The sequence below is a fragment of the Streptomyces sp. Isolate_45 genome (assembly GCF_024721315.2).
Taxonomy (GTDB): Bacteria; Actinomycetota; Actinomycetes; order Streptomycetales; family Streptomycetaceae; genus Streptomyces.
This window is the reverse complement of record NZ_JANFAK020000002.1, coordinates 1-18,564: the sequence shown is the minus strand read 5'-3', so window position 1 is coordinate 18,564 and position 18,564 is coordinate 1. Positions and strand designations below refer to the sequence as shown.

Here is an 18,564-nt window from a genome sequence, read left to right as displayed (position 1 = left end):
TGATCCGTGGTCAGCCGCTCGACAGGGTGGAGGCGCGGGTTTCGAGGACCCAGTCGTGGCGGCGGACGGTGTCCGCCGGGGCGCGTTCGGCGAGGATGTCGCAGAGGAGTTCCGCGCACGCCCGGCCGTAGGCGGTGGGGCGCAGGTCGACCGCGGTCACGGCCGGCCGGGCCCCGCGGACGGCCGATCCGTCGACGCACGAAGCCACGAGGAGGTCCTGACCCACGTGGCGGCCGAGGGCGGTCGCCGCGTGGAGGACGCCGATGGCGGCGCCGTCCGGGGCGCAGATCACGGCGTCGATCGCCGGGTCCGCGGCGATGAGGGCACGCGTCGCCGCCTCCGTCTCCCCCGTGGTCGCGGCGAAGGGCACCGTGCGGACCTCCACCGGTACGCCGTGTGTGGCGGCCCACGCCTCGGCCGTCGAGCGCAGGGCTTCGGCCCAGGCGGAGGTGGCCTCGGGAGCGAGGAGGGCCGGACGCCGGGCGCCCCGCCCGTGGACGTGGTCGAGGAGGGCGACGAGGGAAGCGGAGTTGTCACAGACGACGGCGCCGCTGGGGGCCGGGGCCGGACCGAGGTAGCGCTCGCCGGTGACCACGGGGACGCCGGCGTCGAGGAGTGAGGGGATCGCGGCGTCGCCGACCTCGGGGTCCATGACGAGGAGTCCGTCGACGCGGGAGGCGAGCGGCCCGTGGAGGCCCGTGGCGGGGGCGAGCAGGACCACGTCCAGGCCCTCCTGCTGGGCGCGGTCGACGGCGCCGAAGGCGAGGTTCATGTAGTAGTCGAGGCGGGTCGCCGTCTGCGGCAGATGGAGTCCGATCGCGCCGGTGCTGGCCCGGCGCAGGCGGCGGGCGGCGCTGTTCGGCCGGTACCCCAGCTCATCGGCGACCGCGCGGATCCGGTCGCGGGTGGCCTCGGCGACGCGCCCCGAGCCTTGGAGAGCGTCGGAAACGGTGCTCTTGGAGACTCCGGCGGCGCGGGCGACGTCGAGGAGGGTCACGGTACGGGCGTTCACGTTTCCGGAGTCTAGACGTATGGGACCGGTCTTGCCGGAACGTTCCGGCACGGTCTACATTCGAGCCCGGCGCCGCCGTTCGACCGCCCCGCTCATGGACTCACGATCGGACGGCTCTTTTCATGACCTTCATCCTGACTTAAATTTCAGTCAGGATGGCGTCGCGGCCCGCCGAGCCCCCACCTGTCCCCCACCGACCCATCTCACCGAAGGCGGATCCCATGACCCGGTACGCACTCCTGACCTCCGACGGCTCCCCGCTCGGTTCCCCGGGCCGCACCAAGCCCGCCGAGCGCCTGCCGCTGCGCGTCGGCCTCGTCCAGATGCGTTGGTACGCCGACCCGATCCAGCACGACGAGCGGCTGCGCGAGGGCGTCGCCCTGGCCGCCGAGCACGGCGCCACGATCGTCTGCCTCCCCGAGCTCACCCGCAGCCCCTACTTCTGCAACACCGACGACCCCATGGCCGACGGCGCCGCCCGTTACCTGGAGGACGTGGAGAGCGGCCCCACCGTCACCCTCGCGACAGAACTCGCCACCGAGCTGGGCATCACCGTGCACGCCTCCCTCTACGAGCGCGCCGAGGACGGCGGCCTCGGCTACAACACCGCCGTGTGCGTGGACGCCGACGGCAAGCTGATCGCCCGGACCCGCAAGAACCACATCCCGGCGTTCCCCGGTTACCGTGAGGACCTGTGCTTCCGCCCCGGCGACAGCGGGTTCCCCGTCATCGCCCACGAGGGGGCCCGCTTCGGCTTCCCCACCTGCTGGGACGAATGGTTCCCCGAGCTCGCCCGCGCCTACTCCCTCGCCGGCGCCGAGATCCTCGTCCACCCCACCGCCATCGGCTCCGAGGTCGACCTCCCGGAGTTCGACACCCGGCCCATGTGGGAACACGCCATCAGCGCCAACGGTCTGGCCAACGCCCTCTTCGCCGTCGTGCCCAACCGGGTCGGCACCGAGGGCCGCTCCACCTTCTACGGATCCTCGTTCATCTCCGACCCCTATGGCCGGATCATGCTGCGCGCCCCGCGCGACCGCGAGGCCGTCCTCGTCGCCGACCTCGACCTCGACCAGCGCCGGGACTGGCTGGAGTTCGGCCTCATGCGCACCCGCCGCCCCGAGCTGTACGGCTCGCTCTCCGAGCGACCGGGCACGCGCGACCTCCAGGGGCTGTCGTCGAACTCCCGTCGTCGCCCGGAGGGCGGCCTCACGGCGGTTTGACGACAGGCCCCAGGGGTCGGGGAGGGCGCGAGGTCGGCCACCTCCGCACTCCACCGGGGCGTGGCGGTGCCCCGCGCACCGGAACCACCACCTGGTGCGCGGCGACCACCCTGGCGACCAACCGGAGCTGATCCGGAGGCTCGCGTTCCCGCGACGGGAGCCGGGGGTTCAGACCCGTTCGAGCCGGTGTGCGCCGTCGAGGATGGCGAGTTCCCTGCTGCCCGCCTGGCGTTTCCAGTCAGGGGCGACGGCCGCGTAGGTGGTGACGTCGTACCAGCAGCCCTGGGTGTGGAAGAGCTGGCGCAGCGTGGCCTCGGGACGCAGACCGGCAGCGTGCATCACCTTCGGCATGTGGTGGTGGTCGCTACGGTGGCCGGCCCAGATGCGGTGCAGCCCCAGGTGCCCGAAGCCGTAAGCCATCAGCAGGCGGCCGGCCTCGTGTCCGTGCCCTCGTACGGGGGTGCCGGGCAGCAGCACCAGGCTGGTGAGCATGGCGTTGCTGCCGTAGTCCTCGACCAGGAGGCCCATGGTGCCGACCAGCGTGTCGTCGTCGGGCGCGCAGACGGCGAGCGTGTATTTGCGGCGCGGGTGCGTGAGGGGTTGGGCGAGGCTCTGGGCGAAGGCGTCGTGGGCCTGGCCGGCATCCATGCGGTCGATGCCGAGGTAGCGGGTGAGGACACGGTGGGTGAAGATGCGCGCGAAGGCCTCGTGGTCGCTCGCGTGCAGTTCCCGCAGCCGGAGGTGGTCGCCGCGCAGTTCGGGGACTCGGTTCACAGGGCGGCTCCTTGCGGTGCGGGGAGCGGCGCCCCGGCGGGGACGAGGGCTTCGAAGTCGATGGAGTGGCGGCCCGATCCGAGCGGTTCGCCCAGCAGGACGCGGCGGGCGGTGTCGGTGACCAGGGCGGCACCGAGCATGACACCGCTGGCGAGCTGCGGCCAGCTGGAGAGGGTACGGCCGACCCGGGTGAGGGCGTCGGTCATGGCGGGGCTCAGCCGCTGCTCGTCGACGACGGCGAGCAGGAAGCGGATGGTCTCCTCCTGGTCCATCACCTCGACGTCGGCGGCGGTCGTGGTTCCGGTGCGGCCGTGGAAGAGCGGTCGGTCCGGTTCGAGGTCGAAGCGCTCGATGTCCAGCAGGCCCCGGTCGTTGGTGTCCATGAGGACGGGGACCCCTCGGCCGCGGGCGTGCTCGCGGGCGGCGACCTTCACCCAGGGGGTGTCGCATTCCTCGATGAGCAGGTCGAGGCCGCGGTCCTGGCTGCCGCCCTCCTCGCCTTTGCCCTGGCCACCGTCCTGGCCGCTGTTCCGGCCGCCGAAGAACTCCTCGATGTTCTCCTCGTCCACTCCGCCACGGTGGATCTCGATGTCCAGGTAGGGGTCGAGCTCGTACATGCGGCGAGCGCACAACACGCTCTTTTCCAGACCGAGTTCGTGGACTCCGGCACGCAGCCGGTTGAGGTTGGACAGGCCGAGCCGGTCGAAGTCGGCCAGGCGAAATGCGCCGCCGACCCCTTCCATGGCGCAGGTCAACGCCGCGCTGCTGCCGACCGACAGCCCGATGACGCCGATACGGCGCCGCAGCAGGCTCCGCTGCTGCTCGCGAGTGATCTTGTCCCGGTTGCGGTCGGTGCGCACCAGGCGGAACTCGGCCTCGGGCAGGACGTGGACCAGGCGTCCGGACCACGGGTACCAGGCCCATCTGCCGTAGGCATCGGGCCGCGGTCCAAGAGTGTCGGCGAGGGCGCGGGACCGGGAGCGGGAGCCGAACGGGTCCTGCGGCGCGAGACAGCGCAGGAGTTCCTCGACCTGGTCATCGATCCGGTCGTGGACCTCCCGAAGCCGGTCCGACTCCCGCAGCTCGGCCAAAGCCGCCGCGTCGGCCGGCCGGGAGATGTCCAGCAGCACCGGACGAAACGATTCGTCGAATGGGCGGGACGAGGAAGGCGCGAGAAGGTCCGGCTCCAGGCCGGTAAGCAGGGGGGTCGTCACGGCAGGGACGCTAGCAATCAGAAGATCTTGAACCGGCACATCTCACCCCAGGGGGCGCATTCGAATTGATCTTCTATCCGAGTGCGCCCCCTTGCACTGTGCACGCCCTCTGTCGCTCCGTCGGCGAGTGTGCATGCGCGCCGGTCGCGGGGGTTCCCCGGGGATCGACATTTCGCGGCCCGGCCCACGGCACAACCATGTTCGTGGCGGTGAAGGGGAATTGCTATCGTCACGGGGATTGCCGGCCCAAGGGGCCGATCGGGGAAGGCCGAAGGGGACGTGAGCATGGAGAATCCGCCGCAGCAGCCGGCCTGGCCGCCGTACGCGCCGCCGGCAGCCCCGAGGCCCTCGCGAGCCAAGATCTGGGCGGCCGGAGCCGCCGTGGTGAGCGCCATCGCCGGCGTGGCGACTGCCATCGCCGCCTTTTCCAACGGGTCGCCCCAGCCCTCGGCCGTGCCACCACCCGCTTCGTCCTCCGTCGGCGACCAACCGCCGCAGAGCCCCGCCATCACCGCCGCCCCGAGTGCTGCGGCGGGCGCCGGCGGGGCCGCGTCCGTCCGGTGGTCGGGCAAGGTGGTGCTCGGGCTTGAGGGCATCGACCTCTCCCAGGTTCCGCCGAGCAAGGGCACCGGCTTCGGCATCCGGCCCGCGGCCGGACGCAACGGGTCCAGCTCGATGGAGGTCAAGGGCACCGTCGCCCTGTGGGAAAACGCCGGGGATCCCACGCCGCAGGGTTGCAAGGACCTCCTGGCGGCCCAGTCGCGCAACGCGGTGGTCGTGGCGGAGGGCGACAGCGTGTGCCTCGTCAACGAGAAATCCCCGATCGCCGCGCTCAAAGTCACCGCGACCCACTACGAAGAGGGCGGTTACGGCCTGATCGAGGGCCAGCTGACCACCTGGAACCTGCGCGCCACCAAGTAGCCGCGTCCCTCGTCCGGAACACCGGAACGCCTGCCTGCCTGCCTGCCTGCCTGCCTGCCTGCCTGCCTGCCTGCCTGCCTGCCGTAATGGTGTCCCCGCTCGACCACGAGATGGCGGAGGGTCACGAGATACCTCTTTGGCGCTTCCCCGGGCGAACGCGCCGTGGTCGGCGCGCTCGCCCGGCCGGCAGGCGCTCACCGGGTCGACCGTGTTCGCCCAGGAGCTCTCCTCACCTACGGGCCGAATCCGGCCGCGCGGGTGCGGTGGGGGTCCGTGGGGCCATTCGCGACGTGCTCCTGGTCAGCGCGGGCGGGAACCGCTGTGGAGCTCCACGTACAGGAGGTGGGTGAGCAGTGTGCGCAGGGCCGTGTAGGCGACCCCGTTCAGGGTGAGCGCGTTGTGCGCGGGGTAGGCCGGGTCGTTGCTCGCCCGGTAGATCCAACGGGAGATCTGGCTCCAGTTGTTCTGGAGGACCACGTTGTCCGTGCCCATGGCGGTCCTGGTGCCCGTGCCGATGTTGCCCCGGACGGTGTCGAGGATCCGGCCGAAGCGCGCGGCCTCGGCGGTCGCCTGGATCGTCAGGGTCAGGGCGTTGCCGACTTCGGTGGCACCGCGGTCACCGCCGTTGTCGAGCCGGGCACGGGCGCCGCCCAGGACGAGCAGGGCGTTGTGCAGGCTGGGGCCGTTGATGACGTCGTCCGTACGGTTGTTCCCGCCGGGCAGGGAGACGTAGTTGCCGCCCCACGGCAGGCGGGTCGCCGCGGTCTGGAGGTTCAGGACGTGGTTGAAGTCCTCGGGCCAGGTGTCGTTGAAGGCGTAGTGCCTGCCCTGGTTCTGGTCGTTGCCGGGCGCGTAGAACCCGGCGAGATACAGGTTGTTGGCCCAGAAGTACAGCGAGACGACCTGGCTGCCCCGGCGCAGGACCCGGATCTGGATCAGGCGGGACAGTTGGGTGGTGCTCTCGTCGATTTCGCCGGCTGAACGAAAGTCGTGGCCACTGACCCGGTGGATCCGGTCGATCATGCCGTAGTAGGCATCGTGGGCGCTCCGGCCTCCGTTCTCCAGGCTGTCGATGTTCCAGTCTATGACCGTGTTCGGCTGGCTGGGGTCGGCCTGCGCCGCGGGCGTGGCCAGGCCGACGAGACCGGCGGCGAGCGCGAGGGCGACCGCTGAGCCGACGAGGCGTCGGCTCGATCGCGCGAACTGCCGCGCCAGGCGCGACAGGGGCAAGAGGGGCATGGGGGCTCCACGGGTCGGGGTCGCCGCCGACGCACAGCGACGGCGGGGGAAGGGGACCCGGCGCTCGGCACACTCCTTGCGGACTTCCCAAGGGGGTGGTTCGGCTGCTCGGGTACGCACCCCACGCTAGGGTCGCCCGACGGCCCCCGATGTTCCTCCAGCGCACCGCCCTGTCCTGTCAGCGCACGGTTTTGCCACCCACCGGTCACGGGCGGGTGCAGCCCCCGGGGCGCGCCCCGGCCGTTCCTACGGGGTGGGAGTCGCGGGCTCCCGCGGCGCAGGAGTCGGGGCCGGGTGCGGAGCCGGCGGGCGGCATGGAGCGAGGGCGTCCTCTTCCTCCGCGCGCGGCCAGTAGCGTCCTTCGAGGGCCTCGGCGCTCCGGTTGAGCCGGACCAGGACGTCCTCCAGCTCCCGTACCTCCTCGGGCGACCAGCCGGCGACGACCCGGGCCAGGCAGGACCGGTTGACCTCACGGTCTTCGGCGAGCCGGCGCCCGCCCTCGACCGTGATGCGCAGCTTGCGCGCCATGCCGCCGTCGGGGTCCGCGACCCGCTCGGCCAGTCCGCATCGCAGCAGGGCGCCCGTCTGGCGGTTCACGGTCGAGGTGTCGAGCCCGAAGGCCTCTGCCAACTGCCCGATGGACATGGGGCCTTGGGTGTCGATCCGGCTGAGCAGCAGGTACGCCGACCGCTCCAGGCGTTCGGGGTCGCGCTCGCGCCGGGCAAGCACCTGGTGCCGCGAGAGCAGCATCAGCTCCCGCTCCAGTTTCTCCAGCACTTCGCCTCCCGCTCCTTCCGGCGCTCCATTATCGCGGACCTGTGGATCCGGGGAACGGCGACCCCCGACACCACTCGACCGTCGGGTGGCGCCGCATCGCGACCGCCACCGGACGCTGCAATATGCATGATACATAACGTGTGTACTATGCACTTCTCGTTGTCACCCCGACGAGCCACAGCCTCAACCCGGAGGACCCGCATGACCGTCACCACGACCGCCGCCTCCCGCGCGGCCGAGATCCTGTCCCGGCCCGTCACGCTGAACGGACTGACCGTCCCCAACCGCATCGCGATGGCTCCGATGACGCGGATGTTCTCCCCCGGCGGCGTGCCCGGCGAGGACGTGCAGGCGTACTACGCCGGCCGGGCCGCCGCGGGGGTGGGCCTGATCATCACCGAGGGCACCTACGTCGGTCACGACTCGGCCGGGCAGAGCGACCGGGTGCCGCGGTTCCACGGTGAGGAGCAGTTGGCGGGGTGGGCGAAGGTCGCCGCGGCCGTGCACGAGGCGGGCGGCACCATCGTGCCCCAGCTGTGGCACATAGGGATGGTGCGCAAGCAGGGCGAGGCCCCGTACCCCGACGCGCCGGCCGTAGGCCCCTCCGGCATCCGCGTCGACGGCACCGAGGGAACGGGCAGGGCGATGACCCGCACCGACCTCGACGACGTCATCGGCGCGTTCGCCGACGCCGCCGCCGAGGCCGCACGGATCGGATTCGACGGCGTCGAGCTCCACGGCGCCCACGGCTACCTGCTCGACCAGTTCCTGTGGGAGCGGACCAACCGCCGCACCGACGCCTACGGCGGTGACGCGGTGGCCCGTACGAGGTTCGCCGCGGAGATCGTCACGGCGGTCCGCGAGCGCGTCCCGGCCGACTTCCCGGTGATCTTCCGCTACTCGCAGTGGAAGCAGGAGGCCTACGACGCCCGGCTCGCGCAGACCCCGGAGGAGCTGGAGGCGATCCTGGCCCCGCTGGCGGCGGCCGGCGTCGACGCGTTCCACGCCTCCACCCGGCGATACTGGCTCCCGGAGTTCGAGGGCTCGGACCTGAACCTGGCGGGCTGGACCAAGAAGCTCACCGGTCGGCCGACGATCACCGTCGGCTCGGTCGGCCTCGACGGCGACTTCATCCGCTCCTTCGCGGGCGAGGGTGCGGCGCTCGGCGACATCGACAACCTGCTGGACCGCATGGAACGCGACGAGTTCGACATGGTCGCCGTCGGCCGGGCGCTGCTCCAGGACCCGCAGTGGGCGGCGAAGGTCCTCGGAAACCGCTTCGACGAGCTGAAGCCGTACGACGCCGCGGCGCTCAGGTCGCTCAGCCGGTAACCGGAAGCCGTCCGGACCACCCGCCCGTGGACGCCCCGTGACATCGGTCCGTCGATGCCACGGGGCGTCCACGCTCCGGCCCGGGACTCCGGGCCTCGGCGGCTCCCGGCACGTACGGCCGGCCGAGCAGCCGAGCGGCGGCGCGCTTCTCGCGTTGTCCCGCTTGATCCGATCCACCGGCAGGGCGTCGATCGATACGTTCGGAACCTCCGGCCCCGATACCCTCGGCCGGGCAGCGGTGAGCACGGTTGAGCACGGTGAGCGCTGTCGCGTCGTCCGTCGGGTCGAGCCGGACCGGCGCCGGTCGGCACGACAGCCCTTTCAGTTCCCACGGATGCGGTGGGCCTCGGCAACGAGTTCCCGAGGCAGCTTCGGCCCTGCGCACGCGTAGTCGATCAGCTGGTTCCGGTAGGTGGTGTTCGCGAGCTCCGGCGCCAGGGCGATCAGGGCCCTCAGGTCGTCGGGCGAACCCGCAAGCCGTGTGCGGAAGGCGGCGCCCGCCGCACGCAGGGAGAGTTCGCGAGGTGCGTGCTCCAGGCCCTCGCGGACGAGGTTCGCGGCGGCCGCGAAGTCGCCCTGTTCGGCACGCACGTCCGCCAGATCCAAGTGGAGGGACCAGTTGGCGGGGTCCAGGAGCAACGCGCTTTCGAGGGCCGCGGCAGCGCGATCGAGGTCGCCCATCACGCGCCAGGTGGTCGCGCGTGCCACTGCGGTCCACATGACCCGCTCGACGGCATCGGCCCGGTCGCACAGAGCGAAGGACCGTTCGTAACGGCCGCAGGCCCGGGGCAGCCGGGCCATGGCTGCCAGGGACTCCGGTACGGGATTCCGTTCGGACACCACGTCGAGGGCATGGAACCAGGGCTCGAACCGCTCCCGCATCTCGTCGGTGTCCAGGTCGTGGCCGTGGTCCAGCGTCCGCAGGCACGCCTCGGCCAGCGCCTCGGCGCTCACCGCGCCGAGAAGGCGCGCGTCGCCGAACCAGGGTGCGGCGCCCCATGCCACGTCGGGCCGTACACCCGTGACCGATCCAAGGGTCATCACCGCGTCGTCCATGTCCCCTTCGAGGAAGGAGAAGTACGCCCGCGCCGGCACGGTGCTCAGGGAACCGTCCTCTCCGAGGCCCGCCTCCAGTTCCGGGCGGCGCTGCTGCCACAACTCGGAAAGGGCCGCATAGGGCTCGGGAGCCTCCGGTGCCGAGGCCATGGCCCCCACCAGAAGCTTCACTGCGTCCACCGGGCTTCCGCCGCAGTGCGCCATCACACCGGCGAGACCGACTGCCGACGCCACTGACCAATTCGACATGGCCGGAGAATATCCGTGGCCACTTGCCCGCCGATCACCGACTGCCCGGCTGCCCGGCTGCCCGGCTGCCGCCCGACACCCCGCCTCCGCCCCGGGCGGCCACCCACGCCCCCTGATCATCACCGGGTGTCCACGTATGATCCGGCGGACAGGACCGGCGGCGGAGAGGAAGCGACTTCATGTCCCGGAGCGGGGCGTCGGGCGGGCCGCTCGACGAGTTCGCCGCGTTCGCACTGGCGCACGCGGGTGCCGCGTCCGCGGAGGACGCGGGCGTCGGAGCCGTGTTCCTGTTCGCCGACGACGTCGAGGACCGGTACCTCTACACCTTCGCCGACCTCGACGAGGCCCACGAGCACCTGGCCGACCCGACGCACGGATACCTCCGGTGCGCTGTCGCCTGGCGGCCCGGCCCGGACGTCCTCACCGTGCATGCCCAGGAGATCGGTGACGGTGCTTCCTTCACCCTGACCCGCACCGAGGGGTCGCCCCCGTTGCTGCCCGGCTCGGGGCCGGTGGGCAGGGCGAAGGCGGAGCCGGGCGACCCGGCGGACCTGGCGGATCTGGAGGACGCGTTCCAGCGGGCCGTCGACTCCGGGGAGGGGCTGACGGAGGCGGAGGACCGGGTGCGGGGTTGGGTCGAGCGCGCGGACGAGGACGACTGGGCGGCCGCCGAGAAGTGGTTGCGCGGTCGCCTTCCGGCCGCGGAGGAACACGATCCGGCGGCGCTCCCGGACGGACCCCCGGGCGGGGTCCGCACGGCGGGACGGTACGTGATCGCCTTCGACGAGGACGACGCCCCCACCGGCTCGGTCGCGGCCCTCGCCACCTGGGACAGGATCGCCCGGCAGGCCCGCGAGATCGTGGGGCCGACCGCCGGCCCGGCCGAGGGGACGGCCGTCGGCCATCCGGTCAGCGGCGTACGCCTGGCCCTGGACCGGGCCTCGGGCCGCTACGAGCTGTCAGCACCCCTGCCCGGTGAGGACACCGTGCCGACGGCCGAGGTGCTGGAGCAGCTCTACCGGCTCGCGTTCGCCGTCCAGTTGGAGACCGGCCGCCGCGCCGTCGACCCGCAGGCGGGACGGTACGTCGACCAGCTCGGCGGAGCGACGTGGGGCCGCCGGTTCGGCCTGTTCGTCAGAGCCGTCCATGCGTTCCGTCCGGGCCGGCTCTGACGCGTCGTTACGGATCCGCGTGCTCCGACCGCACGTGGCGGGAGCGTCCTCGGCGCTGGGCGCCGTCCCAGCGGGAGCGTCAGGCCGCGGGAGCGTGCTCAGGCGTCACCGTTACGGCAACGAGCGCGTGAGCCAAGCCACTTCACCGTTCTCCTCCGTGGAGACGCGATCCCGCTCGAACCCGAGCTTCTCGAGGACACGGAGCGAGGGCGCGTTCCACGTGCCGACGGTCGACCAGAGCCGTGTCCGCCCGGTCGCGACGGCGGCGTCGAGCACCGCCGCGGCCGCCTCGGTGGCGTAACCGCGCCCGTGCGCGTGCTGGAACAGCTCATACGCGATTTCGGGCTCCTCCAGGGTGGTTCGGCCGATGATCAGCCCGCAGTACCCGATGAAGTCACCTTCGTCCCGGCGCTGGATGGGCAACAGCGCGATCCCCGTGGTCTCCGTCGCGGTGAGCAACTCCGCGATGGACGTCCTGATGTGCTCGACCTCAGGGGTTCCCTTGCCGCGTTCGGAGAGCAGGGCGCAGAAATCGTCGGCGTCCGACTCGGCCCACGGCCTCAGTATCAGTCGCTCGGTCTCCAGGTGGTACGCCATCGTCCCGTACGTTGTCATGGCATCACTTTGCCCTACGGATCACCTCCGACCACGGCCGGAGTACCGGTGCCAGGTGGTCGGGGAGGGCGTGGCTCGAGATCGGACAGGGTCGCGAGTACGGACTGCTCGGTGTCGGCCGGCCAGGCTTCGCCATGACCGTGCTGTTCGCCCAGCACCTTGAGGAGCAGTTTCCGTCCGCGACTCCGATGCTTCTTCAGCCCCTGCCGACTGCGGCCCGCACGGGCCGCAGGGGCGCCCACGTCACTCACCCGGCGGCGTCCCGTAGGAACACCGCCCTGAACGTCGCCGTCTTCCTCGGGATCCCGCTGCCGGCCGGGTTCCTCACCCGTCGCATCGGCGAGCGGAAGATGGGGCGCGGGGGCTACGAGGCGACGTTCCTGCCGCGGATCGGCCCGTGGGCGCTCCACGGGCTGCTGTTCACCATCGTGGTCCTCTTCGCCCCGCAGGGGAGGACCATCACCTCGCAGCCCCTGGACGTCGTCCGCCAGGACGCCGACCTCGCGCGGCCGTCACACCGGGTGGTGCCACATCGAACGGCCCGAGGGGCCACGGTTAGGGTGACCCCATGCAGTCCTGCACGACGGGTCAGGCACCCGAGCAGCCGGGCGTGAACGTCGGGACCCGGGCGGGCCCGCGCCGAGTGCTGCCCTCGGCGCCCCGGGAGGCCGTCGAGGAAGCGGGGACGGAGTCGGGCACGCGGGGCACCGCGCGAGTGAAGTCGGCCGGCGCGCACATCGAAGGCGGCTGACCCGTGGACTGGGGGACGGGACTCGCCGGGCTGGCGGCGGGACTCCTGATCGCGATCGTGACCGCTCCGGTCGGGGTGTCCGGGGCGGTGTTCCTCCTACCCGTACAACTGAGCGTGTTCGCCGTACCCAGCCCCGCCGTCACCCCGACGAACCTCCTCTACAACGTCGTCGCCGGCCCCGGCGCGCTCCTGCGCTACTGGCGCGCCGGCGCCCTCCAGGGTCCGCTGGTGCGGCGGCTGGTGCTCGGCACCCTGCCGGGCGTCGTCCTCGGTGCGATCATCCGCGTCTTCGCCCTGCCCGGCCCTGTCGTCTTCAAAGCGCTGGTGGCCGTGTTCCTGCTGCCGCTGGGCCTGTGGCTGATCGCCCGAACGGTGCTGCCCTCGCGGCGACCGGAGCCGTCCGGGAAGGATGGGCCCTCGGGGCGCGCGGTGACCGGGCTGGCCCTGGGCGTGGGAGTGATCGGCGGGATCTACGGCATCGGCGGCGGCTCGCTGCTCGGCCCCGTCCTGGTCGGCCGCGGAATGCCCGTCGCGGTCGTCGCCCCGGCCGCCCTGGCCTCCACCTTCGCGACCTCGCTCGTCGGCGCCGGCACGTACACACTGCTGTCGTCAGCCGGCTCCGACAGCATCGCACCCCACTGGTTCCTCGGCCTGGCCTGCGGCCTGGGCGGACTCATCGGCGGCTACCTCGGCGCCCGTCTCCAACCCCACCTCCCCGAAAAGGCCCTGCGGCTGCTGCTCGGCACGCTGGCCGCCGGCGTCGGATCCCTCTACGCGGTCGAAACGCTCGGCTGACCTTCGATGCGCGACCCGGCCGAGGCGCCCCCGTCCGCGCCCCGGCCGCTCGGCGGCACGAGGGCGAGCGTCATGCGGCAGCCGCCCGACTCGTCGAGCGCCACATCGAGCCGCTCGTCCTGGAGGCCGGACCGGTCGCCGCGTCCGCGGTGCGGGAGTGGTCGCACGTGCGGCTGTTCTCCACCTGGTCCGAGGTCGTCGACCAGGCCGCCGAGAAGCTCCTCCGAGGGCTCTCCGGCTCGACCTTCGGCGGCGGCGCCGCCGACCGGCTGCCCGCCCGGGGCGCCCTCGGCCTCGCCGCGAAGGCCGCCGTCGACGACGGCCACGCCGACGCCGTCAGCGGGCTCCGCACCGACGCGTTCGAACGAGACGGCGACGGGCTCCTGGCCGTCGTCGGCGCACTCCGTCTCGGCCTGGACGAGTGCCTCCTGGCCCCGACCGTGCTCGCGCCGCTGATCGACCCCACAACCAGCATTCCTGCGGCACCGTCCGGCCCCATGGCGCGCGAGAGCCCTCCCACCCGGAGAAGGGCGTCCACCTCGTCGGCATGAAGTCCTACGGTCGCGCCCCGACCTTCCTGGCCATGACCGGCTACGAACAGGTCCGTTCCGTCGCGGCCGCTCTCGCCGGTGACCACGACGGCGCCGAACGCGTCGAACTCGCCCTGCCCGAGACCGGCGTCTGCGGTGGCGCGGGCCTCTTCGACGAGCGCACGTCCGAGGAGACCGGCAGCGGCGGCTGCGCGACCTCCCCTTCGGGTGGCCGCTGACCGCGGCGGTGCGCGAGCCGGCCGTTCTTCGGCGTACGGGCCGCGACCGGGACTGGGGTCCGGACGGCCGCCCCGGGCCGGCACCGGCTCGGCGCCGACGCCATTCGCAGGGGGCCACCGGCACCTGCGCGCCATCCCTGCGGGACTGTAGCTACGCGGCGCCCGCCGCCGCCAGGACCGCGACCGGTAGGAGCAGCATCCACTGCGGCAGCCGGAGCAGTGGCTTCGACCAGCCGACCGACAGCGTGACCACCAGGAAGGCGATGGCGTACGCGACGTAGTGCGCGGCCACGAACCAGGCCATCGGGCGGGTCGCCGACGTACCGTCCGCCAGGGCGAGGTGGACCAGGACGGCCGCGGAGAGCACCAGGTCGACGCTCACCATGTGCCACACGGCGTGCAGCACGCGCTTGGGTTCGTCGGCAAGTCCAGAGTTCACCAGCGGCCGCACGACATCGCGGTGCCCGGCGACGATGTGGGCCACGGCCACACCGAACGCGGTGATGCCCGCGGCGAGAAGCCATCCGTTCATCGGACCTCGATCCCCTGGACGATGACGGCGGCCAGCCGGACGGCCAGCCGGGGGTCGGCGTGTTCGCCGACCAGACCGACGTGGAAGAACACAGCTCCCGCCATCGTGTCGAGGACCAGGTCCACGGGTGTGCCGGCCGCGATCTCCCCTCGTGCCTCGGCGCGCTCGAACACGATCAGCAGCCGGTCTTTCGACGGGGCCAGGAACTCGCTGCGGATGCGCGCCTTCAGCACCGGATCGGCGGCGAAGTCGGCGAGAAGTCCCGGGAGGGCCGCCGCGGCCGCGGGGGCCCTGAACTCGTCCACCAGGCCCCGCAGCAGTTCGGTGAGGTCCCCGGCCAGCGTTCCGGTGTCCGGGACCGGCCCTTGGTCGGTGGTCGTGAACACGGCTTCGAAGACCAACTCCGGCTTGCCCCGCCACCGCCGGTAGATCGTGTCCTTGCCGACACCGGCACGGGCGGCCACCGCCCCGATCGACGTCGCGGCGTAGCCGACCTCGATCACCAGCTCCGTGGCCGCGTTGACGATCGCCTCGTGCGAGCGGGGATCCCGTGGACGCCCCTTGGAGGACGGGAAGGAAGTCATGACCTTTACCTTACGGGTCGACCCGTTTGATAACAACCCCGACCGGCGCGGCGCCCGGCACGAATGAACCGCGTGCGAATGAGACGTCAACACGTTCTATATTCATACGAATCACCCACGCGGCCCGGCTGCGGCGATCAGGAGGGGACCACGGCTATGGCCGAGACCGAGACCGATGGCGAACCGGGCACCCGGAAGGCATCGCGGAAGGCATCGCGGAGCACCCGCAAGGTGCGTCGCAAGGCGCGCAACCGCCGTCGCATGGGCATCGCCGCGGCCGTGCTCGCGCTGGGCGGAGCCGCGGCCGGGGCGTACGCACTCGGGTGGGGCGGTTCCGCGGGGACCGAGGCGGAGCTCGCCCCGAAGGGGGACACGACCGGCGGGGACAACGCCGGGAAGAAGCCGGCGGAGTCGTGGGACGGCAAGGTCAAGGTGCTGGGTGACGGTTCGACCTCTTACACGGGGCCGAACCCGGGCCAGCTCAAACCCGAGCGGCTGAAGCCCGGCGAACAGCCCCCGCAGTTCGTGGTGTTCTCCTGGGACGGCGCCCTGGAGGGCGAGGACCACCTCTTCTCGCACTTCCGGCAGGTGGCCAAGGAGAGCAAGGCCCACATGACCTTCTTCCTCACGGGCATCTACCTGCTCCCGGAGAGCAAGAAGTCGCTCTACAACCCGCCCCAGCACGGACAGGGTTCGGCCGCCATCTCCTACCCGACGGTCCCTCACATCAAGAGCACCCTGGCCCAGCTGCGGGGTGCCTGGACCGACGGCAACGAGATCGGTTCCCACTTCAACGGCCACTTCTGCGGACCCAAGGGCGGCGGTGACTGGAGCCCCGAGGAGTGGAAGAGCGAGATCGACCAGACCTACTCGTTCATGAAGAACTGGAAGACCAACACCGGGTTCAGCAAGGAGGCACCGCTGCCCTTCGATCCCACGCGCGAGGTCGTCGGCGGCCGGGCGCCCTGCCTGGAGGGCCAGAAGAACCTCCTGACGGCCGTCAAGCCGTACGGCTGGCGCTACGACGCCAGCTCCTCCGGCGATTTCCAGCTCTGGCCGACCAAGCAGAACGACATCTGGAACTTCCCGCTGCAGCTCGTACCCCTGCACGGCAAGGAGGTCCAGGTCCTGTCCATGGACTTCAACTTCCTCTACAACCAGTCGGGCGACAGCACCCAGGGCGACCCGACCAAGTTCCCGGCGTGGCAGGCACAGGTCCGCGGCTCCTACATGAACGGCTTCAACCGCGTCTACAACGGCAGCCGGGCTCCGATGTTCATCGGCAACCACTTCGAGGACTGGAACGGCGGCATCTACATGAAGGCCGTCGAGGACATGATGAGGGACGTCTGCCCGCGCCAGGGGGTGCGTTGCGTGTCGTTCCGCGAGCTGGCGGACTGGCTCGACGCCCAGGACCCGCAGGTCCTCGCGCGGCTCCGACAGTTGGACCCCGCGCAGGCACCGGACTGGAAGGACGTCGTCCGGTAGGCGCTCTCCGGACCGCCGGACCGCCGGGCGGCCGCAGCGGTCCGGCGGTCCGGGAACGGCACCGCGGCTACTTCACGGCCTTGGCGTACTCGCTCCACAGGCGCACCGCGCGTTCGCCGGCGGGCGTTCCCGGGGCGTCGCCGCCCAGCCCCGTCAGGGGCAGCGGGGCCAGGTCGGTCAGCGCCATCCGGTAGACGACCACCGCCGTGGACTCCTGCTCGGTGCTGGCCACGAACCAGCCCGCCGTGTTGGCCGTCGTCGTTCCCGTCTTGCCCACCGCGCCGGCCCGCACCTTGGCCGCCGTCTTCGCCGAACCGTCGGTCACCGCCTGCCGCAGCGCGTCCGTCACCGCCCGCGCGGTGGGGGCCGATACGGCCCGCGTGGGCTTCGGCGGGTCGAGGGGCACCGCCGCGCCGCCGCGGGTGACCGACCGCACCGAGTAGGGGTCGGTGTGCATCCCGTCCGCGGCGAAGGTCTGGTAGGCGCCGGCCATGCGGATCGCGCTGGGCTTCGAGTTCTCCCCGAGGGCGAACGTGGGGATCCGAGGTCCGAGGCTGGAGGCCAGCAGGCCCGACCTCTGGGCGAACGCCTCCACCCGGTCCAGGCCCACGTCCAGGCCGAGCTGGAGCATCGGCGTGTTCACGGAGTCGGCGACGGCCTGGCGCAGGGGCACCTGCCCCCAGCTGCGCCCACCGTCGTTGCTGCCCTTGAGGACCTTCCCGCTGCGGTCCCAGTACGGGCCCTCGGGGGTCTGCACGGTCGCCTGGTCGTTCCCGTCGTACGGGGTGGTGGGGGAAACCGGCGTACGGGCCTTGCCCCGGGTGCGCACCACTCCGTCTTCGAGGGCGGCGGCATAGACGATCGGTGTGAACGCCGTACCGACCGGGATCGTCGTCGCGTTCGACTCGTTGTAACCCTGCTTCAGGTAGTCGGGACCGCCGTAGACGGCGAGCAGCCGCCCGTCGGGCGCGACGCTCGCGGCGCCGATCTTCACGTGCTTGTCGGTGTCGGGGCGCTTCTCGGGGTCGAATCCCTTCTGCGTCTCCTGGACGGCCTTGGTCAGGGCCGTCATGCGCGCCTTGTCGAAGGTCGTGTAGATCTGGTAGCCGCCGAGGTCGAAGTTCGACTCCTCGATGTGCCCGGCCTTGACCGTGTACGCCTTCGCCATTTCGACGAGGTAGCCGGTCTGCGCGCCCGGGATGCCCGCCAGGGATGTGGCCGAGGGCTCCGGGAACTTCGTGTACGTGGCGCGCTCGGACGCCTTCAGCTGTCCGGTCTCGACCATGCGGTCGAGGATCCACCTCCACCGCTCCTCCGCCCGCTCACGGTTCTTGGGGCTGATGGACGGGTCGTACAGGCCCGCGCCCTTGAGCAGGGAGGCGAGGAAGGCGCCCTCGCTCGCGTTCAGTTGTGAGACGTCCTTGCCGTAGTACGCCTGGGACGCGCGCTGGATTCCGTAGGTGCCGCGCCCGAACCAACTGCTGTTGAGGTAGTCCTGGAGTATCTGGTCCTTGTCCTTCTGGTTGTCCAGTTTCAAGGCCAGCAGGAGTTCGGTGAACTTGCGCGACATCGTGCGGTCCTGGCTCAGGTACGCGTTCTTCACGTACTGCTGCGTGATGGTGGACCCGCCCTGGGTCTCGCCTCCGGTCACCGCCGCGCCCAGGGCGCGCAGGACGCCGGAGGGGGACACTCCGGGGTCCGAGTAGAAGCTCGCGTTCTCCGCCGCGAGGACCGCTCCCCTGACCTTCGGCGGCACCTTGTCCAGGGGCATCTCCTGTCGGCTCACCCAGCCGGTGCGGGCCATGGTGGAGCCGTCGGACCAGTAGTAGACGTTGTCCTGCTGCGTGGCGAAGGAGTTGAGGTCGTCGGGTATGTCCGTGACCGCGTAGGCGAGCGCGACGAAGCAGGTCAGGCCGGTGATGGTGTACAGGCAGGCTCCCAGCCACTGGCGCCAGGAGGGCGCCCAGCGGCGCCAGCCCGTCCGGCCGGGCCGCGGGTAGGCGGGGCGCAGGCGCCGTAGGTGGGGGCGCGCGGCGGCGAGGGCCCCGCCCACGCGGCCAC

At 71.7% G+C, this 18,564-nt stretch carries 17 protein-coding genes and 2 pseudogenes; 8 read left to right on the top strand and 11 right to left on the bottom strand.

The features are described 5' to 3' along the window. Positions 1 to 10 precede the first annotated feature (10 nt). Complete coding sequence (locus NOD94_RS01000) at positions 11 to 1,012, bottom strand: LacI family DNA-binding transcriptional regulator (protein ID WP_281203732.1); 1,002 nt, start codon at positions 1,010 to 1,012, stop codon at positions 11 to 13. Between the two features lie 221 nt (positions 1,013 to 1,233). Between NOD94_RS01000 and NOD94_RS00995 the strand changes: the two genes are divergently transcribed. Continuing rightward, a complete protein-coding gene (locus NOD94_RS00995; RefSeq protein WP_281203731.1) occupies positions 1,234 to 2,235 on the top strand; it encodes a nitrilase-related carbon-nitrogen hydrolase in 1,002 nt (333 codons plus the stop codon). Positions 2,236 to 2,403: 168 nt separating this feature from the next. Here NOD94_RS00995 and NOD94_RS00990 read toward each other — a convergent pair whose 3' ends face one another. Together NOD94_RS00990 and NOD94_RS00985 are read right to left on the bottom strand one after the other, a co-directional pair. After that, positions 2,404 to 3,009, bottom strand: coding sequence for a GNAT family protein (locus NOD94_RS00990; protein ID WP_281203730.1), 606 nt, complete (start codon positions 3,007 to 3,009; stop codon positions 2,404 to 2,406). Further along, the gene (locus NOD94_RS00985; protein ID WP_281203729.1) at positions 3,006 to 4,223 is read right to left on the bottom strand and encodes a ThiF family adenylyltransferase; all 1,218 of its coding nucleotides are present in this window, start codon (positions 4,221 to 4,223) and stop codon (positions 3,006 to 3,008) included. Before NOD94_RS00985 ends, NOD94_RS00990 begins: the two co-directional genes overlap by 4 nt. Before the next feature lie 285 nt (positions 4,224 to 4,508). On the opposite strand from NOD94_RS00985, the gene NOD94_RS00980 reads away from it, so the two are divergent. Beyond that, positions 4,509 to 5,144 (top strand): hypothetical protein, encoded by a 636-nt coding sequence (locus NOD94_RS00980; protein WP_281203728.1) that lies wholly within the window; start codon positions 4,509 to 4,511, stop codon positions 5,142 to 5,144. A 300-nt stretch (positions 5,145 to 5,444) separates the two neighbouring features. On the opposite strand, the gene NOD94_RS00975 is transcribed toward NOD94_RS00980, so the two are convergent. After that, positions 5,445 to 6,383 (bottom strand): ribosome-inactivating family protein, encoded by a 939-nt coding sequence (locus NOD94_RS00975; protein WP_281203727.1) that lies wholly within the window; start codon positions 6,381 to 6,383, stop codon positions 5,445 to 5,447. Positions 6,384 to 6,629: 246 nt separating this feature from the next. Beyond that, entirely contained in the window at positions 6,630 to 7,133 is a 504-nt protein-coding gene (locus NOD94_RS00970) for a MarR family transcriptional regulator (protein ID WP_281203847.1), read from the bottom strand. Positions 7,134 to 7,361: 228 nt separating this feature from the next. Between NOD94_RS00970 and NOD94_RS00965 the strand changes: the two genes are divergently transcribed. Further along, positions 7,362 to 8,492, top strand: a complete 1,131-nt coding sequence (locus NOD94_RS00965) for an NADH:flavin oxidoreductase (RefSeq protein WP_281203726.1) — start codon at positions 7,362 to 7,364, stop codon at positions 8,490 to 8,492. 321 nt (positions 8,493 to 8,813) lie between these two features. Here NOD94_RS00965 and NOD94_RS00960 read toward each other — a convergent pair whose 3' ends face one another. Next, positions 8,814 to 9,797 (bottom strand): tetratricopeptide repeat protein, encoded by a 984-nt coding sequence (locus tag NOD94_RS00960; RefSeq protein ID WP_281203725.1) that lies wholly within the window; start codon positions 9,795 to 9,797, stop codon positions 8,814 to 8,816. A gap of 179 nt (positions 9,798 to 9,976) precedes the next feature. Between NOD94_RS00960 and NOD94_RS00955 the strand changes: the two genes are divergently transcribed. Continuing rightward, on the top strand, positions 9,977 to 10,969 hold the full coding sequence (locus tag NOD94_RS00955; protein WP_281203724.1) for a hypothetical protein: 993 nt from the start codon (positions 9,977 to 9,979) through the stop codon (positions 10,967 to 10,969). A 111-nt stretch (positions 10,970 to 11,080) separates the two neighbouring features. On the opposite strand, the gene NOD94_RS00950 is transcribed toward NOD94_RS00955, so the two are convergent. Then, entirely contained in the window at positions 11,081 to 11,584 is a 504-nt protein-coding gene (locus NOD94_RS00950; RefSeq protein WP_281203723.1) for a GNAT family N-acetyltransferase, read from the bottom strand. Positions 11,585 to 11,718: 134 nt separating this feature from the next. Here NOD94_RS00950 and NOD94_RS00945 point away from each other — a divergent pair. Together NOD94_RS00945 and NOD94_RS00940 are read left to right on the top strand one after the other, a co-directional pair. Next, positions 11,719 to 12,072 (top strand): annotated as a pseudogene (locus NOD94_RS00945) (hypothetical protein); the annotation flags it as partial. A 266-nt stretch (positions 12,073 to 12,338) separates the two neighbouring features. Next, positions 12,339 to 13,130: a sulfite exporter TauE/SafE family protein gene (locus NOD94_RS00940; protein WP_281203722.1), complete on the top strand. Its 792-nt coding sequence runs from the start codon at positions 12,339 to 12,341 to the stop codon at positions 13,128 to 13,130. Here the strand turns inward: NOD94_RS00940 and NOD94_RS00935 are convergent. Continuing rightward, positions 13,106 to 13,297 (bottom strand): hypothetical protein, encoded by a 192-nt coding sequence (locus NOD94_RS00935; RefSeq protein ID WP_281203861.1) that lies wholly within the window; start codon positions 13,295 to 13,297, stop codon positions 13,106 to 13,108. The two genes, NOD94_RS00940 and NOD94_RS00935, sit on opposite strands and share 25 nt — an antisense overlap. On the opposite strand from NOD94_RS00935, the pseudogene NOD94_RS00930 reads away from it, so the two are divergent. After that, positions 13,205 to 13,899 (top strand): annotated as a pseudogene (locus tag NOD94_RS00930) (hypothetical protein); the annotation flags it as partial. The gene NOD94_RS00935 and the pseudogene NOD94_RS00930 sit on opposite strands and share 93 nt — an antisense overlap. 151 nt (positions 13,900 to 14,050) lie before the next feature. On the opposite strand, the gene NOD94_RS00925 reads toward NOD94_RS00930, so the two are convergent. Continuing rightward, complete coding sequence (locus NOD94_RS00925) at positions 14,051 to 14,431, bottom strand: hypothetical protein (protein WP_281203721.1); 381 nt, start codon at positions 14,429 to 14,431, stop codon at positions 14,051 to 14,053. Beyond that, the gene (locus NOD94_RS00920; protein ID WP_281203720.1) at positions 14,428 to 15,015 is read right to left on the bottom strand and encodes a TetR/AcrR family transcriptional regulator; all 588 of its coding nucleotides are present in this window, start codon (positions 15,013 to 15,015) and stop codon (positions 14,428 to 14,430) included. The genes NOD94_RS00925 and NOD94_RS00920 overlap by 4 nt, the downstream gene beginning before the upstream one ends. A gap of 261 nt (positions 15,016 to 15,276) precedes the next feature. Between NOD94_RS00920 and NOD94_RS00915 the strand changes: the two genes are divergently transcribed. Further along, complete coding sequence (locus NOD94_RS00915) at positions 15,277 to 16,503, top strand: hypothetical protein (protein WP_281203846.1); 1,227 nt, start codon at positions 15,277 to 15,279, stop codon at positions 16,501 to 16,503. A 67-nt stretch (positions 16,504 to 16,570) separates the two neighbouring features. Here NOD94_RS00915 and NOD94_RS00910 read toward each other — a convergent pair whose 3' ends face one another. Then, the gene (locus NOD94_RS00910; protein WP_281203845.1) at positions 16,571 to 18,556 is read right to left on the bottom strand and encodes a transglycosylase domain-containing protein; all 1,986 of its coding nucleotides are present in this window, start codon (positions 18,554 to 18,556) and stop codon (positions 16,571 to 16,573) included. Positions 18,557 to 18,564 lie beyond the last annotated feature (8 nt).